This is a genomic window from Leyella lascolaii, assembly GCF_900079775.1.
In the GTDB taxonomy this organism is placed as follows: domain Bacteria; phylum Bacteroidota; class Bacteroidia; order Bacteroidales; family Bacteroidaceae; genus Prevotella; species Prevotella lascolaii.
In genome coordinates this window covers 1-22,637 of record NZ_LT556038.1, presented here as the reverse complement: position 1 = coordinate 22,637, position 22,637 = coordinate 1, and the positions used below count along the sequence as shown (strand labels likewise).

The window sequence follows — 22,637 nt, the reverse complement described above, 5'->3', positions numbered from 1 at the left end:
TTTTCTTACTCTATAATTCCCAACTCTTTCAAATATACATCAATCTCCTTATCCAACTCGGCACGTTTGGCTTCCAGTTCCTTGATTTCAGACATTACCGCTTTGATGTCAATCGGTTCTTCTTCCTCAAAGGTGTCCACATAGCGAGGGATATTCAGGTTATAATCATTGTCGGCTACCTCTTGCAGCGTGGCAAGGTGACTGTACTTTTCTATTTCCTCGCGGTCACGGTAGGTTTCGACTATCTTTTGAATATGTTGCGGACGGAGCTTGTTTTGTGTCTTGACCTTTTCAAACTCCTTGCTTGCATCAATAAACAGAATGTTGTCATCCTCTTTACGGCATTTCTTCATCACAAGGATGCAAGTTGGTATGCTCGTACCATAGAAGATATTGGCAGGCAAACCAATGATAGCATCTATGTAGTTCTTCTTCTCAATGAGGAAACGGCGGATTACCCCCTCTGCATTTCCACGGAACAATACACCATGAGGTGCAACGCAAGCCATTGTGCCACCCTCATTCAAATGGTAAATCATATGGAGGATGAAAGCGTAATCGGCGGTTTTCTTCGGTGCAAGCCGTCCGGCTTTGCTGAAACGGTCATCGTTGTTGAACTTGTCGGCAGCACTCCATTCTGCGGAGAAAGGAGGATTTGCCACCACTGCGTCAAACTGCGTATCGCCAAAGGCATCCCATTCTAATGTATCGCCATTCTCTATCTTGAAGTTGCTGAACTTGATGCCGTGCAGCAACATATTCATTCGGGCAAGGTTGTAAGTGGTCGGATTCTTCTCTTGTCCGTAAATATCTACCGCATGGCCGACCTTTGCCGCACGAAGAAGCAACGAGCCGCTACCGCAAGTCGGGTCATACACATTGCGAAGCCGCGCATGACCGATAGACACAATTTCAGCCAATATCTGACTAACCTCTTGCGGTGTATAGAACTCTCCGGCTTTCTTTCCGGCTCCAGCGGCAAACTGGCCAATCATATACTCGTAGGCATCGCCAAGGATGTCTATTTCTTCCGATGCCTCCACGCCAAACTTTATATCGTCCAATGCCAACAGTACATTGCTGACGAGCGTATTCTTGTCATCTGCCGTCTTGCCCAGTTTAGGCGAAGCAAGGTCAATATCAGAGAACAGACCACCAAAATCTTCCTCGCTGTCATGCCCCAATGTGCTATCCTCAATGCGCTTTAACGAGCGTTCAAGAATGGGCAATATGTTCTCTTTCTTCTTTATCCGGTCTATCACCGATGAGAAAAGGTAAGTCGGTTCGATGAAGTAGCCGACACCCTCCAAGCATTGCTTTTTCAGTTCCTCTTGCAGTTCGGCGGCATCCTCGTCCTCCATAGTCCACAATTCTTTGAAGGACACTTCATCATCCACCAAGGCATTGTTTGCGTATGCTTCTATCTTCTCCGAAAGGTATTTGTAGAAGATGAAGCCCAAAGTGAAATACATGAAATCGCTGGCCGACATATTTCCGCGCAACTTATTGGCCACTTCCCAAAGTTGGTCACGGAGTTTCTGTTGTAATTCTTCGCTCATATTCTAATCTAATTTTTCTATGTTATAACCCAATTCCGCAGACAAAGACACAATGTCGTTAAAATCAATACGACATCCTTCTCCCACTTGTGTACTAACCAAGAAATCCACTCCATCGGAGCTTGTTAAAGGAGACTTAAAATGCCATCTTGTATTTTTTGATTTATCGAAAGAATCTTGTTGCTGTTTCTTGACTCTATCAACAGACATAATCAAATTAGGTATTCTTTCATCAAAGAATGTCTCAATTTCTTTATATGTCAAACTCCTTTCTTTGATGTATTGTCTTATAACTTCAACCATACAACCATTTTTATAAAATTCGCCTTTCCCGTTTATCGTAAATTTTTCCCGTTTCCCCTTACGTTTAGCAATGTCTTGAATAGGCTTGTTGTGGCACTCTTCAGGTTTGTTTTCGTTATACTCTGTTATAACTGCGTCATCTATTGCTTGTGCTATATCTCTAAAAATATCTAATGCTACTTTCGGAGAAACGTTGAAAAACTCTCTATTTTGTCGAATACGAAGATGTGTAAATCTGTCTATATACTTATGTACAAGTTTTTCTACTTCATTATATTTTACGGTTCTAAATGTTGCATATATTTCAAAAGGCAAAGGTACTGCTGTATTATCAAGTTCCTTTGAGCGAACATCTACAGGACGTGAACTTTTGCCAATTTTTACCCAATCCTCACGAAAACTTGGATTGGTCAAAATATATACATATCCCGGTTCTTTATGCTGTTCCTTTTCCATAAAAAACTATTTCCTTAAACGTTCAACAACTATGGTTTCTGTGATTTGAATTGCTGGACAATTATAGGGATTATCTGTCAAACACTGATGAGGGTATTTCCCTCTATAAATATCTAATGCAATTACCATATTCCAATATGACGTTGGATAACAATTATACCCAGGGTCAAGACAGAATATATGAAACAGACCTTCATCGTCGCTTTCATATCCAATAGCCAAAACAGCATGTCCTCCTCCTTTCTTAAAGTCAATACCTAAAATAATGGGCATATCTTTATCTAAGACGGATTTTATCTGATTCTTAAAGCCATCTTTGGCTTCTTCCTTATCGCAGTTATAATATTCAGCACATACCGTATCACCAAAAGAACGATTTATCATTTTCTTGAGTTTGTCAAAATAGAGACCATTCCTGACCAGTCCATGCTTATCAAAAAACTCATGAAAAAGTTTCACTACTTCGGGAGACTTTTTAATTTTGTCATATAAGTCTTCCAACTCATTTCTTCTCACACACCGCAAAATAAGAAGATTCATCATAAGCGTGTATATGGAACATGCACCATCAATTTCTCCTTGACGAAGATGGACGGGATAGAATTTCCTATTTTTAATGCAACATCCTTTTTCTGTTAGGTACAGACTGTTTAATAATTTAATCATATTCAATCCCAACTAAAAGTTCTTATTATGCTACGCAATCTATCCATTATCCTTGTCAAAGCCTTTCGGGTCTTAATCAGTCCGAGGTGCTTCTCTTTGAGCGCCTTTTGTATGATTTCCGGCTGCTCTTTTTGCAGGTAGTCATACTCTTTCAAGTAATGGTCGAGCACATCCGAAGAAAGCCCCTCGTCCTGTGCCAAAGAGTTCACGGCTTTTTCACGTTCTGTGGAGATATAGCGGTTCAAGCGTTCCTCCAGTTCGCTTGTACCGTCCGCCTTTTGCCGTCGCGCCATGAAGTTCTCCTTATCCTCGTCCACATTCTTTTGAATGAAGCCGTCAATGAGTTTCGCCTTGTTACGCATTTCGGCATCCTTTATCATCGTGTCAATGATGTTCTTACGCCGCTCTGCATAGTCCGTGCTGTATGGATTAAGATTAGCAATCAATTCGAGGATATAAGCCACATTAATAATGTCGCTGTGCAGGAGTTCAAGGCAGAAATCCACATCCTCCAACCGTTCATCGCTTGGCGTTTCATCGCCGCCGCTTGGAGAGGCTGAAGGCATATCCGACGGAACAAACGTATCGTGAATGTCAAGGTACTTGCTTCGGAAGTCCATAAACTGTTGTTCGGTCATGCCGAGGTCGTCCGCATCATCGCTGTAATCCTCGTATATTTGGATTTCCGCGTGTTTGCGGATGATGTCGCGGAAAGCCAGCACAAAGTCTTTCTTGTCCTTTTCGCTCTGCAACAGGTCTATGCTGCTTGGCTCCGGGTATTTCTGCAAGAAGTCCGTTGCCAACTGCTGGTATTCCTTTTTCACATCCTCAAAAGGTGGACGTACTATTTCTTCGGGATTATTTGAGTTACTGAAAAGCCTGATGGCCGTATCAACATTGCTTTTCAAATCACGGAAGCATATAATCTTTCCGAAACGCTTTTTCTCATTCAGTACACGGTTGGTTCGGCTGAACGCTTGCAGCAATCCGTGGTACTCCAAGTTCTTATCCACATAGAGCGTATTGAGTTTCTTGCTGTCAAAGCCCGTAAGGAACATTCCCACGACAAGGCAGAGGTCAAGCGGTTTCAAGTCAGCCCGCTTCTTTTTCATACGCAGGTTGATGTCATCGTAGTAAGCGCGGAAATTTTCGGTAGTGAATGCTGTGCCGAACATTTCATTGTAGTCATCCATGATGGCTTGCAGTTCGTCCGCCTCGCCTGTGCTTTCGCTGACATACTGCCCCGTATTCATTCCCGTCTGTTCATCGTCCTGGCTGCTGTTGGCAGCGTATGTAAATACTGCACCGATACGGATTTTCGGCTTCAACGACTTGAATATATTGTAATAGCGGATAAGCATCGGTACGGATTGCACGGCAAACAGCGCATCAAACTCACCGTCAAAGGTTGACTTATTGAAATTATTAAGGATGAATTTGGCTATCTCCTCCATGCGGTTGGCATTGCCCTTTTCCACTTCTTCGCTTCCATGATAATACTCCACAAGGAAGCCCAGCACGTTTTCATCGGCTATGGCATCCTTGATAAGGTATTGGTGCAGGCAGTTGCCGAATATCTCTTTGGTGGTATGCCCGTTAATGGCATTCTCCGTGAAGATGGGCGTACCCGTGAAGCCGAACACTTGGGCGTTGTCAAAGAACTTCATGATGCGCTTGTGACTTTCCCCAAAGTGGCTTCTGTGGCACTCGTCGAATATCATCACGATACGGGAGTGGCGTATGGCCTCAATCTTGTTGCTGTACCACGTCTTGCTAACTGCGGCGTTGAGCTTCTGAATGGTAGTGATGATTATCTTGGAATTGCTGTGCAACCGTTTCACCAACTCATCCGTGTTGTCCGTGCCGTCCACCGCACCCGGCTCAAAGGCTTCATATTCCGATTGGGTTTGGGTGTCAAGGTCGTGACGGTCAACCACAAACATTACCTTATCCACATCGTCCAGTTCGGAAACAAGCTGTGCCGCCTTGAATGAAGTCAAGGTCTTTCCGGCTCCTGTTGTATGCCATATATAGCCGTTGTCGTTGGAGTTCTTCACCTTATCCAATATCTTCTCCACGGCATAGAACTGGTACGGACGAAGCACCATCAGGCACTTGTCGCCCTCATGCAGCACGATGTATTTTCCTATGATTTTGCCGAGCGTACATTTCTCCAAAAATGCGGCTGCAAACTTATCCAATTCATTGAACGGCACATTGGCTGCGTCCGTCCAGTTGAACGTGAACTTATAGCCTCCGTTTGGATTGTTGGCGAAGTAGCGTGTGTTGACACCGTTGGAAATCACGAACAGTTGAATGTAATCAAACAACCCGTGATAAGAAGTCTTATGATAGCGTTGGATTTGGTCGTATGCCACCCTTAACTCTACGCCCCGACGTTTCAATTCAATCTGTACCAAAGGCAGACCGTTTATAAGAATGGTCACATCGTAGCGGCACTTCTTACGCCCTTCCACCGTGATTTGGTTGGAAACCTGAAATTCGTTCTGACACCACTGTTGACGGTTAAGGAACTCCACCCAGATGCGTTTGCCGTCCGCCGTGTCAAGCGGATAAAGGTCGCGGAGCTTCTTCGCCTTTTCAAAGCGTGTGCCTCCTTCAAGGTAGATGAGTATCTTGTCAAATTCCTCATCCGTAAATTCGGTACGGCCATGCTCCGCCAACCGCTTACGGTTGTGTATCTCCAACTGCCTCTTGAAATTGGCTTGAAGATTGTCCTCCTCGGCAATTTGGACATATTCATAGTCCATTTGCTGGAGCGTGGCGATAAGTCCGGCTTCTAATGCCGCTTCACTTTGTATAGACATATTCCTGTTCTACCTTTTATGCGTTACTTATTATCATTCAGACTTCTGATAATCTCAATTCCCAATGCGTTTTCTATCTTGCAAATGGTTTCCAACGACATATTCTTTTTGCCTTTCAGCACTTTGGATATGTATTGCTGGGTGCAGTTCATCTTTTCGGCAAGCATCTGTTGCGTCAAGCCGAGTTCCGTCATCCGTTTTGACATGGCGGCGGCAATCAACTGTGAATATTCCGCCCAATCCTTTTTATCCTGTTTCACACCAGTTTCCTGCTTTACGGCTTCCAAAGCCATACAAGGCATTTTATCTGTCGTTGTATTCATTGAAAGATTACCTTATCTTGTCTGGATGCAAAGGTAATACAATTATTCGAGAAAACACAACCAACGAGTTGTGTTTTTACAAAAATGATTTCTTCTCCATAAATATGAATCATTATAGGGAGTCGTTGATTTAGCGACCCCCTAAACAACTTCTACTTCAAATATAGGGGGATGTCATTTCAACAACCCCCTGTTTGGGCTATCATTCAAGTTAGAACACACCGTTTGTCAGGTTCATTGCTTCAACTTTCTTTTCCATTTTCACCTTTGCGTAAACCTGCGTTGACGCGATGCTGCCATGCCCCAAAATCTTGCTGACTGAGTAGAGTTCCGCACCTGCCGTTATCGCCAGCGTTGCCGCCGAATGGCGGCTGCTGTGATAGGTGAAATCCTTTTCTATCCCTGCCTTGTCCTTGATGCGGCGCACGTACTTCGCCACGTTGTCGGGCTTCTTCACCAACGGAAAGATGATGCCGTCCTCTCCGTTTTCGGGGCGTGGAGGAAGCAACGATAGAGCCAACGCATTGAGCGGTACGGCAACTGGCCGCTTGGTCTTGTACTGGATGACCGACACCGTTTGTACGCCGTTTACGTCCTTGATGTCGCTCCACCGCAGCCGTTGCATGTCGCCGAGCCTAAGCCCCGTCATGCACGAGAAGCCGAAAGCCCTTTGCACGACTTCTTCCATATAGGTTTGCGGCTCTACGGCAAGAAAGCGTTTCAGTTCGTCAGCCGTCAGGTATTCGCGGTGCTTGTCCGGCGCATGGAAACGCTCCTCCCTTGTAAGTTCCTGAACGGGATTGGAAGCCATCAGTCCGTCACGCACGGCCTTGTTGAAGATGGCCTTTACCGTTTCCTCAAACAGTACGAGGGTGTAAGCCGCCAGTCTGCCGCCGTTTGCCTTTATCTGTTTACGGTTGCGGTAATTGCGCATATACCCGAACAGGCCGCTTACCAAATCCCTATCCACGTCTTTCAGCAGGACATCCGTTTTCTTGGCTCGTTTCAAATAAGTCTCAATCCGTCTGCGCACAACGTCCTTGTGCTGTATCATCTTTGGGCAGTTCCCGTCCAGCATGGCGCAACGCACATAGTCGCCACACCACTGGAGCCAGGTCATGGTCTTGGCCGCTTCGTTTTCTTCCGTCTTTTGCTTCTTCTCGAATGACGGAGGGGTAAGGATGCGCTGCGCCTGTATCTCCTGCGCCTTTCGGTAGGTCTGCTCGTTGAGTTTCCTTGCATTGGGCGCATCATCGGGTACAAGGTACAGGTGCAGGTTTTCTCTTTTGCGGAAGCCCGTTTCGTAGTATTCCAGATACAGGCTGCGGTTTCCGGCAGTCAACATTCTCACTTTGATTTCCACTTTCATAAAATTCTTCCTTTCGATTTTTGTTATACAAACATATTGTTCACGAGGTTCATAGTCTCGATTTTCTTCTTATCCACTATCTTGGCATAGACTTCGGTCATGCGGATGCTTCGGTGTCCGAGTATCTTGCTCACCGTGTAGAGGTCTGCGCCGAGGGTCAGCAACAGGGTCGCCGCCGTATGCCTGCTACAATGGTAGGTGATGTGCTTCTGTATTCCGGCCTCCTGCATCCATTCGCCCAACACTACTTCCACCGTGGTAGAGGTGATGCGCAACTGATGGAAAACCCGGTCGTCATCCTTTGACTTTCGGGGCATCCATTTCAAGGCTTCATTGGAGAGCGGTATCGTCACCGTGTTCTTGGTTTTCACCTGCTGATGCTCGATGTAGAGCGTCTTCCCGTCCGCCGCCGTGTGTATCTCGCTCCATTTCAAGGTCATCATGTCGCTGTACCGTAACCCGGTGAAACAGGAAAACAGAAATGCCTTTTTCACAATGTCGTAGCGGCACGGCGTGGCCATCAGTTGACGAAGTTCCTCAATGGTCAGGAACTCACGCATGGCGCTCAGCTTCTGCGGCTTCTCCTTTGTTTCCAACAGTTTGAAAGGATTGCGGTCTAACATTCCCTCGCTTACGGCCTTGTTCAGCGCAGCGGCAAGGCGGTTCATAAAGATGCGGCAGGTCGTACTGCTCAACGTCTTTTTGCCTTGGTTGAACGTGCAGGTTTTCAGAAAGGCGATGAAGCCCTTGCAGAAATCCTTGTCAACCTCTTTTAGGGCGAGGGTCGGCTTGCCTATATATAATAGGTATTCTTCCACCCTTGCCTGTGCGTTCCGCTTCGACCTCATGCTGGCCGGACTTAGCCCATTTTCCTCGGCGGTGTACTTCGCCACCCATGCGCTGAGCGTCATCCGTGCCTTTTTCACGTCCTCCCAGTTCACAAGACCCTTTTCCTGAATGTCGAGGATGCGTTGCGCCTTGATTTGCTCGGCCAGCTTGCGCGTGTTCCTGTTCTGCAACTTGGCGGCGGCATCCGTTTCAGGCACGAGGTAGAGTTTCAGACCCTCTTTCTTCCTTGCGCCACGATAGTACATGTCGAGATACAGGCTTACATTGCCATCGTTGAGCCTCTTTTCTCGTATGCGGACAGGCTCCTTGATTTTGATTTCTTTCTTCTTTCGTCCCATTTTCTTTTCTGTGTTATCCGATTCTTGGATTTGTTACTATATTGTATATCAGTCACTTGCAAGCGCAACAAAGATAATTCACGGCGGGACAAAAACGGGACAAAAAGCGTGCTTTTATATCCCAAATTAGGCAAATATAACTATCCAATCAAAAAACGGCCTCTATTCATAATTAACTATAAATCAGTGCTATTTGGCGGATTACGTTAGATATGTTTTCCTATGGTTTTACCCATCTGGAGTAATTGATACATATTTCTTGTTCACATTGCTACTATATTTTAAAGATTACACGAGATATTGATTTCTGTACCGAGACATAATCCAATAATGGATGATGGAAATTTGCCATATAAAATATGTATAGGAGAATCATGATTTTTGATTGTCGGACTGTAATAATATCGCTGGGAAACGGCATGGATATGTAACCTGAAATATGACGGTAAAAATACATCAATCCGAGGGAGTGTTCGCAAAGCATCAAATGGTGTTCCCATACCAAACAGCCGAATGTTAATTTATGATTAAATAAATGTTAATTAAATTACACATTGAACGGTTTATTATAAATTTTTCACACATTTTTCTTTTACAAACCATAAAATTAAGATTTTTTGTATGGAAAGATTGTTACTTATGTTTGGCTTTGCCATCATATCTCTTTGCCTCTCCGCACAAGAGAAGATGGTGAAAATAGGCACGAGCCTTGATTATGGCTCAACGTTCACATTCAGTGTCGAACCGACGGAGGGTGACTCCATAATAGTGGATTTCGGCGACGGCAAAAAGGTAAAGAAAGGCACCAAGACGTGGTGGGGAACAAACTCGGACGTCGAGGGCAAGCTTCTCGGTGACACGGTACGCATATACGGGGCTATAAACACGCTCGACGTGCCTGAGCAGCAGATAACCTCGATAGCGTTCTATGTGGAGCAGACTCTGACAAGACTCAACGCCCAGAAGAACCTGCTTACCTATGAGGGCACCGACCTCACAGGTCTTGACAATCTGAAATCGCTTGACCTGAGCGACAACAACATTGTCATGCTCAACCTGATGGCTATGGAAAAACTGGAGAGCTTCACGATAAACCGCAATCCGGAACTGTCTACGGTTGTCTTCGCGGACAACAACTCTCTGGTGTCTGTCCACATGGACGACTGCGACATAGTGCACTTCTACGAAAAGAGCATGCCCGAGCTGAACTATCTGAGCATACAGAACGGTTCGCTGATGGACCTTACCATCGGTGATTTCTATCCAAAACTCAACAGTCTTGAAATCAGCGGCAACATAGAGATATCCGAGATTGACGTAACAGGATGTCCGGAACTGGACGCGCTGAGAATATCGAACACAAAAATATCCGAGCTGAATCTTGTGAACAACAAGAAGCTCCGCTCTCTCAGCGTGGACCATACACCGATGACGAAACTCGCCATAGACAACAACACGAACATACAAGAGCTGAATGTAAGCAACACTGCAATAAAGAAGCTTGACGTAAGCAAGCTCGGGCTGCTGCGCAACATAACCATAGACAGCACGGAGATAGCACGTCTCGACCTCACAGGCAAGCTGTATCTGGCTAACGTCAGCGCGAAAAACACAGCCATCGAGTTTCTTGACATGCACGACCAGATAGGTTACAACGGTCTGAAAAGACTTGACCTGCGCTACAACAATCGGATGACACCGCAGACCTTGAACTTCACGTTTGCCGCCATGCCTCCGCACATGAGCGAATCGCGCTGGACAAACGTATACATTGACGGCATTCCGGGAGTGGAGACTTCAGACACAGAGCTTATAACAGGCGAGGAATACCAATACAGAACAGACGTACAGGGTGACGGCAGCGCACCGATGGAGCCGGTGGCACTCACCGTGGAACAAGCCGCAGAAGGCTCGGTAGAGCTTACTCAGATGGGCGAGGACCTGAAGACTTGGACAGCCGTTGGCGAGAAGGTGAAACCCGGCTACCCCATCTCGGTGAAACAGGTGCCCGCGGAAGGCTTCAAGCTCGCAGGCATGGAGGTAAACGGACAACTGGTGGAAGACACCATATTCGTAGTGTCAGCCGCCGCAACGGTGAAACCAGTATTCGTAAAAGCTACCGAGCCGACCATCACACTGACGGTGCCGAGCGGTGCGGTGCAGCAGTATTTCCTTGCCGCCGACGAGGACGGAACGGAGATAACCGTTGACTGGGGAGACGGAGAACCCCAACCTTACGTCATAGGCAAAACTGTAAAAGCAGTGGTAAACGACAACGGCACGACAGGCACAAAGGTCATTGTAAAGGGTAACGTGACCTACGCCGACTTCTCAAGCTATTCGGGATTCGGTGTTGACAACATGATAACAGCCATAGACATCAGCGACAACGGAAAACTGCGCACATTAAAGACATACATGAATGCAATCAGTACTCTTGACGTGAGCAACCAGCCCGACCTTGAGTTCCTTGACTGCGCATACTCGGAACTCGAGAGTCTGGACGTGACCAACAATCCGAAGCTGACCGACCTCATAGCATACGGGAACTACATTGAGGACCTCAATCTGTCGAACCAGAAAGATCTGGTGAACATAGACCTGAAGAACAATGCTCTCTCAGAGATGAACCTCGGGGCATGCGACAAGGTGGAGAAGCTCATACTGCAAGGCAACTACTTTAACACAGTGGATGTGACAGGTATGCCAAGACTGAAGACGCTCAACGTGAGCGGCAACAGTCTCACGTCACTTGACCTTAGCAACAACAGCGAACTGGAAGAGCTGTCTGCCTATGGCAACAAGCTGACAGAGCTGGAACTGAGTAACAACACGAAACTGAGGACACTGCTTGTACAAAGCAACAACCTCACCGGACTTGACCTAAGCAACCAGACGGAGCTCTCACTGGTATATGTAGGAAACAACGGTTGGGACGCATGTACGCTGAACCACTTCTATTATTCGCTCAACGAATGGAAAGAGGTGCAAAGCTCAGGATATGGCACAACCAACACACTGTGGGTTAACGAGTCAGGAAGTGCCAACGATAACGACGCATCCCATGCCGAAAGCGACATTGCAAGAGCAAAGGGATGGAAGCTGGACGTTGAAGGCGACGGCACAGGCTGCGACCTTGCCTACGTCACAATAATACCGACAAGCAACGGTGAAGTGAAGCTCTACAATGAGGACAACAGCGAGGTGAAGAGCGGCGACAAGGTGATGAAGAACAGTGTGATAAGGCTGGAGGCAATACCGGCTGAAGGATACAAGGCAGCTGCGGCAAAAGCCAACGGCAAGCTTATCGTAGACAACAAGTTCACTGTCACCAAGGCTACCGACGTACTTGTACAGTTCACCATCTCAACCTCAATAGACGGAGTCGCTGACGCTACAGTAACTGTCGAGAGTGGCTACCATGAGCTTGTATTCACTACAGACTCGCCCACGACGGCAGAGATTTACACACCTGGCGGCAAGCAGATATTCAAGGGTGAAGTATCAGGAAGATATTCTGTCAGCGTGCGCGAAGGCGTTTACGTAGTTAAGATCGGCTCTGCCACAAAGAAGATTCTTGTAAGATAATTTGACAATATCCGTAACATCGGATGTCTGAAAAGGAGTGCGTCCCAAAAGTGAATGGAAAGCTTGGGACGCACTCCATTTATTATGCATATCTGCCGTCATGATATACATGAATTAAATCTGAAGCATTATGATTTAACCTTAATCTGCCGTCAGACAGCCAAAACTTCTTTGTTATCCGGTTATAGGAGCTTCGTTCCTCCACCTCGCTACTGCCGTAAGTCAGCCTGTCGCTTTTCCAGATTATACGTGTTGGTATTATACAAAAGATGAATAAAAAAACCGTCAGACATCAGCATGTAATACGGATGAAGCATGAGAATCTGCCCATATTAAATAAGGTGTATATTACAGCTTATATTATATCATGCTCTAAACCGGCTTTAATGTTCTTTTCAATTTGAAATTACCGCAGCAATATTTACCTTCGAATGCATAAAGAACAAGACACCTTTATTCCGAACAGTCATGCTTTATCAGTATTGCACAAGGCTTTATGACATATTGCCCTTAGGTTTTGTACGCCATTCCGTCGGCTATATCGTTAAAAATCCGGAATCATTATGACGACAATAGTGCGGAAGATGGATGGGGAGCGGACAATCAGACGAAAACGCGGATTGGCGGTCCGGACGACCGCCAATGGTGAGACAGACAGGCATGAAGACTCAATAAGAATAGTCAACCTGCGTCCATTCATTGTCAACGGTAATGGATATGCACCGTCCAGCACCCGGTGACTCTCCGAAGAATATGCCTGAATAACGTGTAATCTGGTTACGCTCTACTTTCACGTCCTCAAACTTACGCTCATCGACAATCCCACCTGAGGAATTGAGCGCAGTCACCGTGATGTTGAGCGGGCGGTTGTCGCTATGCGGGAAAGTGTATATGTCGTAATGTGATGAAGCCGTATGGGCTGCGTCGGACACATCGCGTATTTCCGTCTGACGGGAGTTCACACTTCCACAACCGTTCACGGCGTCGAAGGTGCTGCTTCCGCCCGTATAATAGAACCTCATACTTCTGACTCCTGCCGGCACCTTGTCCTCCGCAACAAACCTCACCATGGCAACGGCACGCTTGAGAGTAAGATCGTAGGATGAATCACTGTCAACAGTTATGTCACCGCAATAGTAAAACGTGTCAGTGACCTTGTTGTCCTTGAACTTTATCTCATTCGGTGATGTAAGCGTTGCAGCTCCCTCACCGTTATGGGCTATCACGACTACAGTATATTCTCCTTCGTCGAGTGACAGGGATACTTGTCCGAAAACTTTATCACCCTTATCCTGCCTCACAATTGCCACACGGCGGTCTCCCTTGAACACGGCAACCTCAATACGAGTGCAAGCCTTACGGATGTCAGTAACCCTGCGGGCTGCATAAACGGCGTCGTCAAAGGGCATCATCTCCAAGTTGCAAACATTGAATTTCACGTTAATGTCGCCTTCCGACAGCTGTTCTTCACCCTTCGTGTCATCTACATCACCAGTCACGGGCTGCTCGCACGACGCAAGCGCGAACACTATTGCAAGGCACAAAGCCGCAGGGATATGAAATAATATTTTCTTCATAACGATTCAGATTTTCAGTTATCGCAAATATAAGCATTATATGTCTTAACGCAAAACATACGGCATTCAATTTTAGGTTTTACTCCGAATCATCATACTTTATGCGTGATTTGTATGACTGGAGCTTTAAATTACTCATATTATACCACATGTTGGCTATGTCAAGGATTACAACAATGAGACATGTTTTTTTAATCATTGAAGAGCGTTTAAGCACCTGACATAAGGCATCATGACACGCTAAAACCTTCTGATGACTGATTGTGGTTTAAATAAACTGTGAAAGCTGTTAATTATTTTATACGATTTAATTGTATCTTTGCATAAGATAAGCTGCACTCGGGAAACAAAGAGCAAGCTCTCTTTCCGCTCATTTGCATTATCTTTGCATAAGATAAGATGCACTCGGTGGTCTATAGACAGCATTCCGCTATTGTCTCCGTACCGCTAAATAGGAGTAAGCTTACACATTTAAACGTAATAACAAAATATATCAGTGCACGTGGTCTGGAATGGTTATGGTTTTCGTGAGATGGTGACGTGGTTGAGCCGCATCACCCATTGTCGGGGCTTTGGAGTACAGTCTCCGTCCGCCTATCGTTTCATACGGTATGTGGTAAACGAGCACTATCCATATTACGCATATGCAGACCTTAGAGAGGAGTTTCCCAATATCGGTTCTACAGACGAGAAGTTATGCAGACTGTATTTTAGAATCGCCAATTATCAGCAGCCGATGACATTCATCAATATCGGTAGAAGTGACGCTGCACTTGTGGCATACGTAAATGCAGGATGCCGCAAGACAAGGGTGATTGACTATCGTGACACTTATGCGGTTGAAAGAAACAAGCCATATGACAGCATTCCGTCGCCATTGCTTTTCCGCATTAATCTGAAAGACGTGCACAGAGAGTTCTCTCCTTGTTTTATAGACAACATCCCTGATGACTCCATATTGATTCTCGAGGGCATAAAAGGCAGCCATGCCGCGCGGGAGATATGGAAAAGTATGATGAATGACAGCCGTACAGGGGTTACATTCGACCTGTATTACTGCGGTATATTGTTCTTCGACAAAAGGATAAAACAGAATTATATTGTGAACTTTTAATATAAGACAATGAAGATATACACACGTACCGGAGACGACGGCACCACATCGCTGCCAGACGGCAAGCGTACATACAAGACTGACTGGCGTATTGAGTTATATGGCACTATGGATGAGCTCAACTCATATCTCGGTCTGCTTACATCCGTGATGGAGGACGGTCGTGACAAAGACTTCATCTCCGAGATACAATGTCTGCTGTTTCGGATAGGGAACGAGTTTGCCGGTTTCTCACAATCAACTGTTTCCGCTTCTGATGTAGCAGGTCTTGAGAATGAGATAGACCGACTGCAAAGTTCGCTGCCTCCATTACATTCATTCGTCATTCCAGGGGGGACTCCTGCGGCTGCCACATGCCATGTCTGCCGTGCATTGTGCAGGCGTGCGGAACGCAGGATGCTGTCGATGACGGAGCGAAATACAAATGATTACACATCACTTGCTTTCATGAACAGACTATCAGACTATCTGTTTGTTTTAGCAAGAAATTTAAATTTTATTAGTAATACAGCAGAAAAAACTCTTACTATTTCTTGCATATAGCATAAATTTTATTATTTTTGCGCGTACATAAAAAAACCTAATATAAAAAGAAAGATTATGTATTGGACACTTGAATTGGCTTCTAAACTTGAAGATGCACCTTGGCCCGCAACCAAAGATGAGCTCATAGACTATGCCATGCGCTCCGGCGCACCGCTCGAAGTGCTTGAAAACTTGCAGGAGATAGAGGATGAAGGTGACGTGTATGAGAGCATTGAGGATATATGGCCTGATTATCCGACAAAAGAAGATTTCCTCTTCAACGAGGACGAGTATTAAGCCGCAAACCGGCGTAAAGTATTGAACAGAAGATTGAAAATCATCGGAAGTGGGGACAACAAGAATCCCCACTTTCTCGTTTTACCGCCTTTTATGACATAAAAATCTGCGGGTAGATTGTTGATATATTGTCACTTGGTTGGCATTCTTCAAAAATAAGGCTCATTAAATATTCACAAACCTGCAAAAAGAACATTTTTGAATGTTTGTGCTTAGTCGTTCCACAAAGGTTCTTCACGCCAGTTTGCAGGAAAGCCCATCGCTTTTAATATTGTCTGTGGAGTGTTTGACAATAAAGCTTTTATTCTGCTTTTGAATTGGCTATTGGGATTAATACTTTGTTCCAAATATGCCAAACAGCAAACTTGACCATATAGTTTGATTGGTCGTATGCATTTTGTACCAATCCATTGAAGAGGCAAGCTTTTTGGGAGCTGAGGCATAATAGGAAAACGGCGGTTCCAAAGTCGTGCGTGGTGAGCACAATAGTTTCGTAAAACAGATGCGCATTTCATCCAACTTTCCAAATATAGATACTGTGGTAAACCAAAGCTTTTTGCTACCTGCTTCTTTACGCCGGTATCGTTGAAATTACAATATAACTTGGATAAAGTGCCGAAAGAGATAACTTCCATAGTTTTCCATACAGGAGGCAACGACGGATCATTATATTTCTTGAAATGTTCTTTCAGGAAATCTTCATTTGAACGGTTTACTTCCTTTTGTATATTCTCAAGACAGTTTGCAAATATGCCCTCGTCTTTGAAAAGCCTTACATCCATAAGCCAAAACGCTCCGTATTTTAAAGAGAACCATTGAATGATTCGTGTGCGTAAGGCAATCTCAATGTCTTGAATGGATGCGAAAACTAATGTCCTTAGCTTTTTGTCAAACTGATACAATTCAATAACATCATCAAAGTTGCTGTCAGGGAGGAACCGATGCTTGTCAGAGTTCGGAACTTCCATAGAATGCCAATAACTCGCAAGTCTGAAGTAGCTGATAGATTGAAGTTGGCTTAAGGCTGTTTCTTCATTCTGAATTATCAGACCTCTTTGCTCTAAAAGTTTGAGTTGCTGCGATAGTGCTATTGGTTGTTTGGCATATTTCATATACATCTATAAAAAACGAAGTCTCGCCGTGGTACGCATCGTTGAGAGGCGTGGCGAGAACTGTTGCTGCAAAGATACAATCAAATCGTTTAATTACAAAATTATCAGCGGAAAACCTTACAGTTCTACATCTTCTTTATACTTTTGCAAGTATAAAAATAGGTTATTTAAAAGACTTATTTGAATGACAATTAACGTGATAAAAGGATTGCGTCTATTATATTTCATCTTTATCAGCCAAACGTCTGCTTTGTTATTGCAATTTAGAGGTAGGTTAGCTGTTCAAAATCAATCAATGTTATAAGATTCACGGATGTTATCCTTATCTTTGCTGTCAAATTAGAGCATCTGTTTATGATTTAAAACATAATGCATATATGGACTCATACGATTACGACATAATAATTGTAGGCAGCGGACTTTACGGAGCTGTCACAGCATGGCGAGCCAGAGAGAAAGGTCTGAGATGTCTGGTACTCGAACGCCGCAGTGACGTAGGCGGCAATGTGCGCGACAAGATGACAGAAGGCATTAATGTCCATCTGTACGGTGCACACATTTTCCACACAGACAATGAGCAGGTGTGGTCTTTCGTGCGACGGTTCTCCGACTTCAACAGTTACGTGCATACAGTCATTGCGCGCAATGCCGACAGATATTATCACATGCCTGTCAGCCTTATGACCTTCCATGAGATATTCGGTACAATGCGTCCTGACGACATACCATGCATATTGGCAGCAGAACGTGAGAAAGAATATTATCCCAATCCTGAAAATCTTGAACAGAAAGCTGTCAGCCTTATAGGCAGAACGGTATACGACCTGCTTATTAAAGGCTATACCGAAAAGCAGTGGGGACGTGCTGCGACTTAACTACCTGCGGAGATAATAGAACGCCTTCCCGTACGCACAACGTTCGACAGCCGTTATTTCGGTGACAGACACCAAGGCATCCCCGCCAACGGATATCATGCCATGGTAAGACGAATGCTCGACGGTGTGGAGACACTGACAGGAACAGACTTCTGCAAGCAACGCGACTTCTGGCTCGGGCGTGCGCCAAAGATTGTTTACACCGGTATGATAGACGAACTGATGGACTATCGTTTCGGCGCGCTGGACTATCGCGGTCTGGAGTTCCATACCGAACGTGTGGATGTGTCCGACTATCAGGGCATTGCCGTAATAAACGAGACATCGCCTGATGTGCCCTACACGCGGACAATAGAGCATAAGCATTTCTGTCCTACGCAACCTAAGCTTCCTTACACAATAATCACACGCGAATATCCAACCCAATGGAGTCCGGGGCAGGAGGCATATTATCCGGTGAACAATGCACGCAACCATCGTCTTTACAACAGATACCGCGAAGCCGCCGCAAGCCTTTTCCCCAATATAATCTTTGGCGGACGCCTCGGAGAATACAGATACTATGATATGGACGACGCCATCATGGCTGCGCTCGCTCTTGAACTCTGATTCTTACCACAGCTTGGGTTAAACCGAATGCCATAAGACAGCCCAAGCTGTCTTTTCACCTTACAGTTTACTCCTATACATTAAATAAAAGCAAAGACGGTTTTACGTCAAATCTCAAACACGATTCGTGTATATTGATTCCGGAGTCAATATTATAACATATTTTTACCTTTTATACAACGCAAAGAAAACAAACGTTAATTTCTTTGCTATCTTGTTTAGAATTTAGTGTTTCGAGCGTCTTTATATCATAAAAAGGTGTCAAACTCTGATGATATCATAATAACATGAGGAGAAGTACTTCTGTATGTTATTAAAAGGAAACCTATAAAAACCTAACATTATGAGAAAGTGTATTTTGTTTATATTTATGCTCTCGTGCGCCTGCAATGTTTTCGGACAGAAAGAACGAAGTATCAAGATTTATGCCACGATACAGGATTACATTCTGCGCACGACAATAGAGGATGTTAAGGTAACACTTCTGTCTCCGGACAGTGTGGCACTTGACAGCTGCCTGAACGACAACGGATATATAACGTTGAGAAAACTTTACAGGTTCAACGTCAAGGAAGGAAATTACATCATAAAGACTGAGAAGGAAGGGTACGAGACAACATACACTCCGATAGAGGTAAGCGACATCAGACGGCGAGAGACAAACAGAGTGCTTTCAACCATATATATGAAACGTCCGAAGGTGCATGCCATAGACGAGGTAGTGGTTACTGCCACCAAGGTGAAGTTCTACAACAAGGGCGACACTGTTGTCTACAACGCGGACGCATTCCAACTGGCAGAAGGCTCGATGCTCGACGCGCTGGTGAAACAGCTGCCCGGAGTGGAACTGAAGTCTGACGGACGCATATATGTCAACGGACGGTTCGTGGAGAGTCTGCTGCTCAACGGCAAGGACTTCTTCAAAGGAGACAACACCATCATGCTGGAGAATCTGCCCACCTATGCCGTCAACACGGTGAAGGTGTACGACAAGGCAGGAAGGCTGAGCGAGTTTCTCGACCGCGACATGAACGACAAGCAGCTTGTCATGGACGTCAACCTGAAAAAGCAGTACAACATCGGATGGATGGGTAACATAGACGCGGGAGGCGCCAACCACGACCTTTACATGGCACGCCTGTTTGCCATGCGTTCCACCGACCACTCACGCATCTCCCTTTACGGCAACATCAACAACATCAACGACTTCACCACTCCCAACACCAATGACTGGACACCGGACAAGATGCCTTACGGACGGCTCACAACAAAGAATGCCGGCATGAATGTCAACGTGGACGACCGTGAAGGACGTTACGAATATAACGGAAGCGCAAACTTCACACATTATGACAATAATGAGGTTCAGAACACATTCCGGACCAACTTCCTCTCCGACGGTGACACCTACGACCGTCAGGTACAGAAAGCCCGCTTCTGCAACATGTTCTTCAACACGAGCCACAGTCTGGAACTGAAGCCGAAGGGCGATACATCGCGTGTGGAGTATGACCTCAACCTTGGAGCGCGCTACAGCCGCATGCGTCATGACATATCACAGACTTCCGCAACATCTGACGAGACATGGGACGGATTTGAGGATTTCTCAAAGATATTGTCGGCTCCTGTGCTTGACGACGATCTTCGTGCCCGTCTCATAAACCGTCAGATAAAAAACCGTTACTATGACAACAAGCAGTGGTCTGCCAATATAGGTACGGGCATGATGCTGCGTATGCCTCATAACAGTGACTTCCTGTATGTTAACATCAATGGTTCGTTGTTCGGGTCCGACATGCGTGACTTCACCCATCAGCGCATAGACTATTTATCAGGAACCGGCTCTACTGATTTTATTAACCGCTACAACGATGTCACACCCTCGCGAGGTTTCAGGATAAATCTCAACAGCTATTACGGCATGGTATTCTCCGACCGTCTGACATTATACTTCAAATACAACATGAGTGCCGGACGCAGCAGGTCTTCCAACAAACTATACCATCTCGAGACTCTCGACGGTTGGGGACCGGACACGGAGAATCCCATAGGCGCGCTGCCGTCAGTCACGGAATACCTGCCGACGCTTGACGGAAAGAACAGCTACAGCTCGGTGGAAAGCGACAACAGCCACTCCGTAGCAGTGAATGCCTTTATCGACCTGTGGCGTAATGACAAACTGACCATGCGCTTGCTACCGGAATTGAAGCTGAATATACTGAACGAGAAACTTGATTATCACCGCGCACGTATAGACACGGCTTTCAGCCGCAGCACGGTGATGATGGAACCGTCGGTCGAGCTGCATCTCACGACAAAGGACTATCTGAGGGGCGGTGCCCTTAAATACAATATGAAGAGCAGCACCCCCAACATGCTGTATTCTCTCGACTTCGTTGACGACTCCGACCCTATGACGACCATAAACTATGGCAACAGGAATCTGAAGAACAGACGCTCACACACCATCAGCCTTGACTATAACGACAGAAAGCACACCATAAAGATTTCTCCTGTTGTGACTTTCAACATAAGCGAGAACGATGTGGCGATGGGTTATGTGTATGACCGTAGTACGGGACGCCGCACTTACTCCTACTATAATGTGAACGGCAACTGGAATCTTGACACAAGATTAACCATGAACGGTCCGTTGGACAAGAAGAAACGCCTGTACTTCAACTCTTCCACCTCGTGGAGATACATCCACAGTGTCGACATGATAGGCGATGATCTTGCCGCCGCCCCGGTTAAGAGCACTGTTAAAAGTTCTATCCTCTCGGAGACCCTCAGTCTCGACTGGTCGCTTGGAAAGCACACTGTAGGCTTCAAGGGCTCCGTGTCATGGGTCGGCACTGACGGTGACCGTCGCGATTTCACCGCCATCAACGCTTACGACTACAATTACGGACTGTACGGCTATCTCCACCTCCCGTTCGGATTCAAGCTCGACACCGACCTTACGATGTACAGCCGCCGCGGCTATGAGGAGTCTGCCATGAATGACGACAACTTCGTGTGGAACGCACGGCTGACCCGCTCTTTCTTCAAAGGAAAACTCACACTCCGTGCCGACGCGTTCGACATTCTACACCAGCTGAAGAAGGTGGAGCGCAGCATCAACACGCAGGGACGTGTGGAGCGTTTCTACAACACTCCTCCGCGGTATGTGCTCCTGCACGCCATATACAGATTCAACGTCTTTCCTAAGAAAAAGATGTAAATGAATAAAATATTTACGGTGGCAGGCTAAAGGTATCTGCCATCGTATTTTTTAAGACTAAAAAGACATAAATGGATATTCACAAAACGAAAAAGGGAAAACTGAGGCATAAACGCCGCGTGCCTGCATTTCGGCAGATTGAGGCAAACGACTGTGGACCGACGTGCATACAGATGGTGACTGCCTATTACGGAATGAAATATCCGTTGAAGACTATCAAGCGTCACTGCGACATGAAACGTCTCGGCATCTCCCTGCGCGACGTCACCCACTGTTGCTCGGCACTGGGTTTTTGAGAACATTAGAACAGCCATTATACATTTAATGTTTGTTGTCATCTCCTCATCCTACTTCCACACTGCTACCGTTATCCTGTATTCATCTTTTTCAAGATGTAGCTCGCCACATCTTCGATAAAGCTGAATACAATCTGGCTACAGCAGCATGAAATAATAATGGAAGTATAATGCGATTCGGAATTAAGGGCGTAAACCGGCTAAGACACTGCCGACACAAAAGTCGGACCTCGCGTCACCGCAAAACACCCGTTTCCGACATGACAAAAAAGAGGGACGTTCCACGGCTCACTGCCGGAAACGTCCCTCATGTGAAAAAAGGCGGCTGCCTACTCTCCCGCATTGCATTGCAGTACCATCGGCGATGACGGGCTTAACTTCTCTGTTCGGGATGGGAAGAGGTGGAACACCGTCGCTATCACCACCATAAATGTCTTTTCCGAATGTCCGGACTCCACCGGACAACGTATGGTATGACATCCTCATACAAGCAAAACCCGAACAACTCAAGGAATAAGCCCCACACACGGAAAGTTTCGGGCAATTAGTAGCGCTCGGCTTTGACGTCGCCGTCTTTACACCTGCGCCCTATCGACGTCATCGTCTCTGACGACCCTCAAAGGAGTTCTAATCTTGCGGAGGGCTTCGCGCTTAGATGCTTTCAGCGCTTATCCCGGCCAGACACGGATACCCGGCGGTGCCCCTGGCGGAACAACCGGCAAACCGGAGG

At 45.9% G+C, this 22,637-nt stretch carries 17 protein-coding genes and 2 rRNA genes; 8 read left to right on the top strand and 11 right to left on the bottom strand.

Going from position 1 to position 22,637, the window contains the following annotated elements; translation table 11 throughout:
• Positions 1-5: 5 nt before the first annotated feature.
• From BN4609_RS05875 to BN4609_RS05845, 7 genes are all read right to left on the bottom strand, one after another.
• Positions 6-1,559: a type I restriction-modification system subunit M gene (locus tag BN4609_RS05875; RefSeq protein ID WP_007482708.1), complete on the bottom strand. Its 1,554-nt coding sequence runs from the start codon at positions 1,557-1,559 to the stop codon at positions 6-8.
• 3 nt (positions 1,560-1,562) lie between these two features.
• A complete protein-coding gene (locus BN4609_RS05870) occupies positions 1,563-2,318 on the bottom strand; it encodes a GIY-YIG nuclease family protein (protein WP_007482710.1) in 756 nt (251 codons plus the stop codon).
• Between the two features lie 6 nt (positions 2,319-2,324).
• Entirely contained in the window at positions 2,325-2,861 is a 537-nt protein-coding gene (locus BN4609_RS05865) for a C39 family peptidase (RefSeq protein WP_241033214.1), read from the bottom strand.
• Positions 2,862-2,986: 125 nt separating this feature from the next.
• On the bottom strand, positions 2,987-5,812 hold the full coding sequence (locus tag BN4609_RS05860; RefSeq protein ID WP_068855676.1) for a type I restriction endonuclease subunit R: 2,826 nt from the start codon (positions 5,810-5,812) through the stop codon (positions 2,987-2,989).
• A 23-nt stretch (positions 5,813-5,835) separates the two neighbouring features.
• Complete coding sequence (locus BN4609_RS05855; RefSeq protein ID WP_007482716.1) at positions 5,836-6,135, bottom strand: helix-turn-helix domain-containing protein; 300 nt, start codon at positions 6,133-6,135, stop codon at positions 5,836-5,838.
• 211 nt (positions 6,136-6,346) lie between these two features.
• Positions 6,347-7,504: a site-specific integrase gene (locus tag BN4609_RS05850; RefSeq protein WP_068855675.1), complete on the bottom strand. Its 1,158-nt coding sequence runs from the start codon at positions 7,502-7,504 to the stop codon at positions 6,347-6,349.
• Positions 7,505-7,527: 23 nt separating this feature from the next.
• Positions 7,528-8,691, bottom strand: coding sequence for a site-specific integrase (locus BN4609_RS05845; RefSeq protein ID WP_007482721.1), 1,164 nt, complete (start codon positions 8,689-8,691; stop codon positions 7,528-7,530).
• A 621-nt stretch (positions 8,692-9,312) separates the two neighbouring features.
• On the opposite strand from BN4609_RS05845, the gene BN4609_RS05840 reads away from it, so the two are divergent.
• On the top strand, positions 9,313-12,279 hold the full coding sequence (locus BN4609_RS05840) for a leucine-rich repeat domain-containing protein (protein WP_164071591.1): 2,967 nt from the start codon (positions 9,313-9,315) through the stop codon (positions 12,277-12,279).
• A gap of 668 nt (positions 12,280-12,947) precedes the next feature.
• Here BN4609_RS05840 and BN4609_RS05835 read toward each other — a convergent pair.
• A complete protein-coding gene (locus BN4609_RS05835) occupies positions 12,948-13,856 on the bottom strand; it encodes a FimB/Mfa2 family fimbrial subunit (RefSeq protein WP_068855673.1) in 909 nt (302 codons plus the stop codon).
• 502 nt (positions 13,857-14,358) lie between these two features.
• Between BN4609_RS05835 and BN4609_RS16440 the strand changes: the two genes are divergently transcribed.
• Genes BN4609_RS16440 through BN4609_RS05820 form a run of 3 tightly spaced genes read left to right on the top strand, consistent with a single transcriptional unit; the run spans position 14,359 to position 15,792 of the window.
• On the top strand, positions 14,359-14,970 hold the full coding sequence (locus BN4609_RS16440; protein WP_164071590.1) for a hypothetical protein: 612 nt from the start codon (positions 14,359-14,361) through the stop codon (positions 14,968-14,970).
• Positions 14,971-14,979: 9 nt separating this feature from the next.
• Positions 14,980-15,513, top strand: coding sequence for a cob(I)yrinic acid a,c-diamide adenosyltransferase (locus BN4609_RS05825; RefSeq protein ID WP_068855671.1), 534 nt, complete (start codon positions 14,980-14,982; stop codon positions 15,511-15,513).
• Positions 15,514-15,570: 57 nt separating this feature from the next.
• Positions 15,571-15,792: a DUF2795 domain-containing protein gene (locus tag BN4609_RS05820; RefSeq protein ID WP_021992446.1), complete on the top strand. Its 222-nt coding sequence runs from the start codon at positions 15,571-15,573 to the stop codon at positions 15,790-15,792.
• A gap of 212 nt (positions 15,793-16,004) precedes the next feature.
• Here the strand turns inward: BN4609_RS05820 and BN4609_RS05815 are convergent, their stop codons facing one another.
• Positions 16,005-16,904, bottom strand: a complete 900-nt coding sequence (locus tag BN4609_RS05815) for an Abi family protein (RefSeq protein WP_241033213.1) — start codon at positions 16,902-16,904, stop codon at positions 16,005-16,007.
• Between the two features lie 377 nt (positions 16,905-17,281).
• On the opposite strand from BN4609_RS05815, the gene BN4609_RS17145 reads away from it, so the two are divergent.
• The 4 genes from BN4609_RS17145 (at position 17,282) to BN4609_RS05800 (ending at position 21,907) form a co-directional block, all read left to right on the top strand.
• Positions 17,282-17,779: an FAD-dependent oxidoreductase gene (locus tag BN4609_RS17145; RefSeq protein ID WP_306455819.1), complete on the top strand. Its 498-nt coding sequence runs from the start codon at positions 17,282-17,284 to the stop codon at positions 17,777-17,779.
• A 12-nt stretch (positions 17,780-17,791) separates the two neighbouring features.
• The gene (locus tag BN4609_RS17140) at positions 17,792-18,388 is read left to right on the top strand and encodes a UDP-galactopyranose mutase (RefSeq protein ID WP_306455824.1); all 597 of its coding nucleotides are present in this window, start codon (positions 17,792-17,794) and stop codon (positions 18,386-18,388) included.
• Positions 18,389-18,731: 343 nt separating this feature from the next.
• Positions 18,732-21,611 (top strand): outer membrane beta-barrel protein, encoded by a 2,880-nt coding sequence (locus BN4609_RS05805; RefSeq protein WP_084791380.1) that lies wholly within the window; start codon positions 18,732-18,734, stop codon positions 21,609-21,611.
• A 71-nt stretch (positions 21,612-21,682) separates the two neighbouring features.
• Positions 21,683-21,907 carry a cysteine peptidase family C39 domain-containing protein gene (locus BN4609_RS05800; RefSeq protein ID WP_068855668.1) on the top strand — a complete coding sequence of 75 codons (225 nt, stop codon included), beginning with the start codon at positions 21,683-21,685 and terminating at the stop codon, positions 21,905-21,907.
• Between the two features lie 316 nt (positions 21,908-22,223).
• Here the strand turns inward: BN4609_RS05800 and rrf are convergent.
• Both rrf and BN4609_RS05790 read right to left on the bottom strand, forming a co-directional pair.
• Positions 22,224-22,336 (bottom strand): 5S ribosomal RNA (gene rrf, locus BN4609_RS05795).
• Positions 22,337-22,430: 94 nt separating this feature from the next.
• A 23S ribosomal RNA gene (locus BN4609_RS05790) occupies positions 22,431-22,637 on the bottom strand; the annotation flags it as partial.

Bases quoted from the DNA above. Each gene is read 5' to 3' on its own strand.
- BN4609_RS05875 (WP_007482708.1), bottom strand. From the start codon at position 1,559: ATGAGCGAAGAATTACAACAGAAACTCCGTGACCAACTTTGGGAAGTG.
- BN4609_RS05870 (WP_007482710.1), bottom strand. From the start codon at position 2,318: ATGGAAAAGGAACAGCATAAAGAACCGGGATATGTATATATTTTGACC.
- BN4609_RS05865 (WP_241033214.1), bottom strand. From the start codon at position 2,861: ATGATGAATCTTCTTATTTTGCGGTGTGTGAGAAGAAATGAGTTGGAA.
- BN4609_RS05860 (WP_068855676.1), bottom strand. From the start codon at position 5,812: ATGTCTATACAAAGTGAAGCGGCATTAGAAGCCGGACTTATCGCCACG.
- BN4609_RS05855 (WP_007482716.1), bottom strand. From the start codon at position 6,135: ATGAATACAACGACAGATAAAATGCCTTGTATGGCTTTGGAAGCCGTA.
- BN4609_RS05850 (WP_068855675.1), bottom strand. From the start codon at position 7,504: ATGAAAGTGGAAATCAAAGTGAGAATGTTGACTGCCGGAAACCGCAGC.
- BN4609_RS05845 (WP_007482721.1), bottom strand. From the start codon at position 8,691: ATGGGACGAAAGAAGAAAGAAATCAAAATCAAGGAGCCTGTCCGCATA.
- BN4609_RS05840 (WP_164071591.1), top strand. From the start codon at position 9,313: ATGGAAAGATTGTTACTTATGTTTGGCTTTGCCATCATATCTCTTTGC.
- BN4609_RS05835 (WP_068855673.1), bottom strand. From the start codon at position 13,856: ATGAAGAAAATATTATTTCATATCCCTGCGGCTTTGTGCCTTGCAATA.
- BN4609_RS05825 (WP_068855671.1), top strand. From the start codon at position 14,980: ATGAAGATATACACACGTACCGGAGACGACGGCACCACATCGCTGCCA.
- BN4609_RS05820 (WP_021992446.1), top strand. From the start codon at position 15,571: ATGTATTGGACACTTGAATTGGCTTCTAAACTTGAAGATGCACCTTGG.
- BN4609_RS05815 (WP_241033213.1), bottom strand. From the start codon at position 16,904: ATGAAATATGCCAAACAACCAATAGCACTATCGCAGCAACTCAAACTT.
- BN4609_RS17145 (WP_306455819.1), top strand. From the start codon at position 17,282: ATGGACTCATACGATTACGACATAATAATTGTAGGCAGCGGACTTTAC.
- BN4609_RS05805 (WP_084791380.1), top strand. From the start codon at position 18,732: ATGAGAAAGTGTATTTTGTTTATATTTATGCTCTCGTGCGCCTGCAAT.
- BN4609_RS05800 (WP_068855668.1), top strand. From the start codon at position 21,683: ATGGATATTCACAAAACGAAAAAGGGAAAACTGAGGCATAAACGCCGC.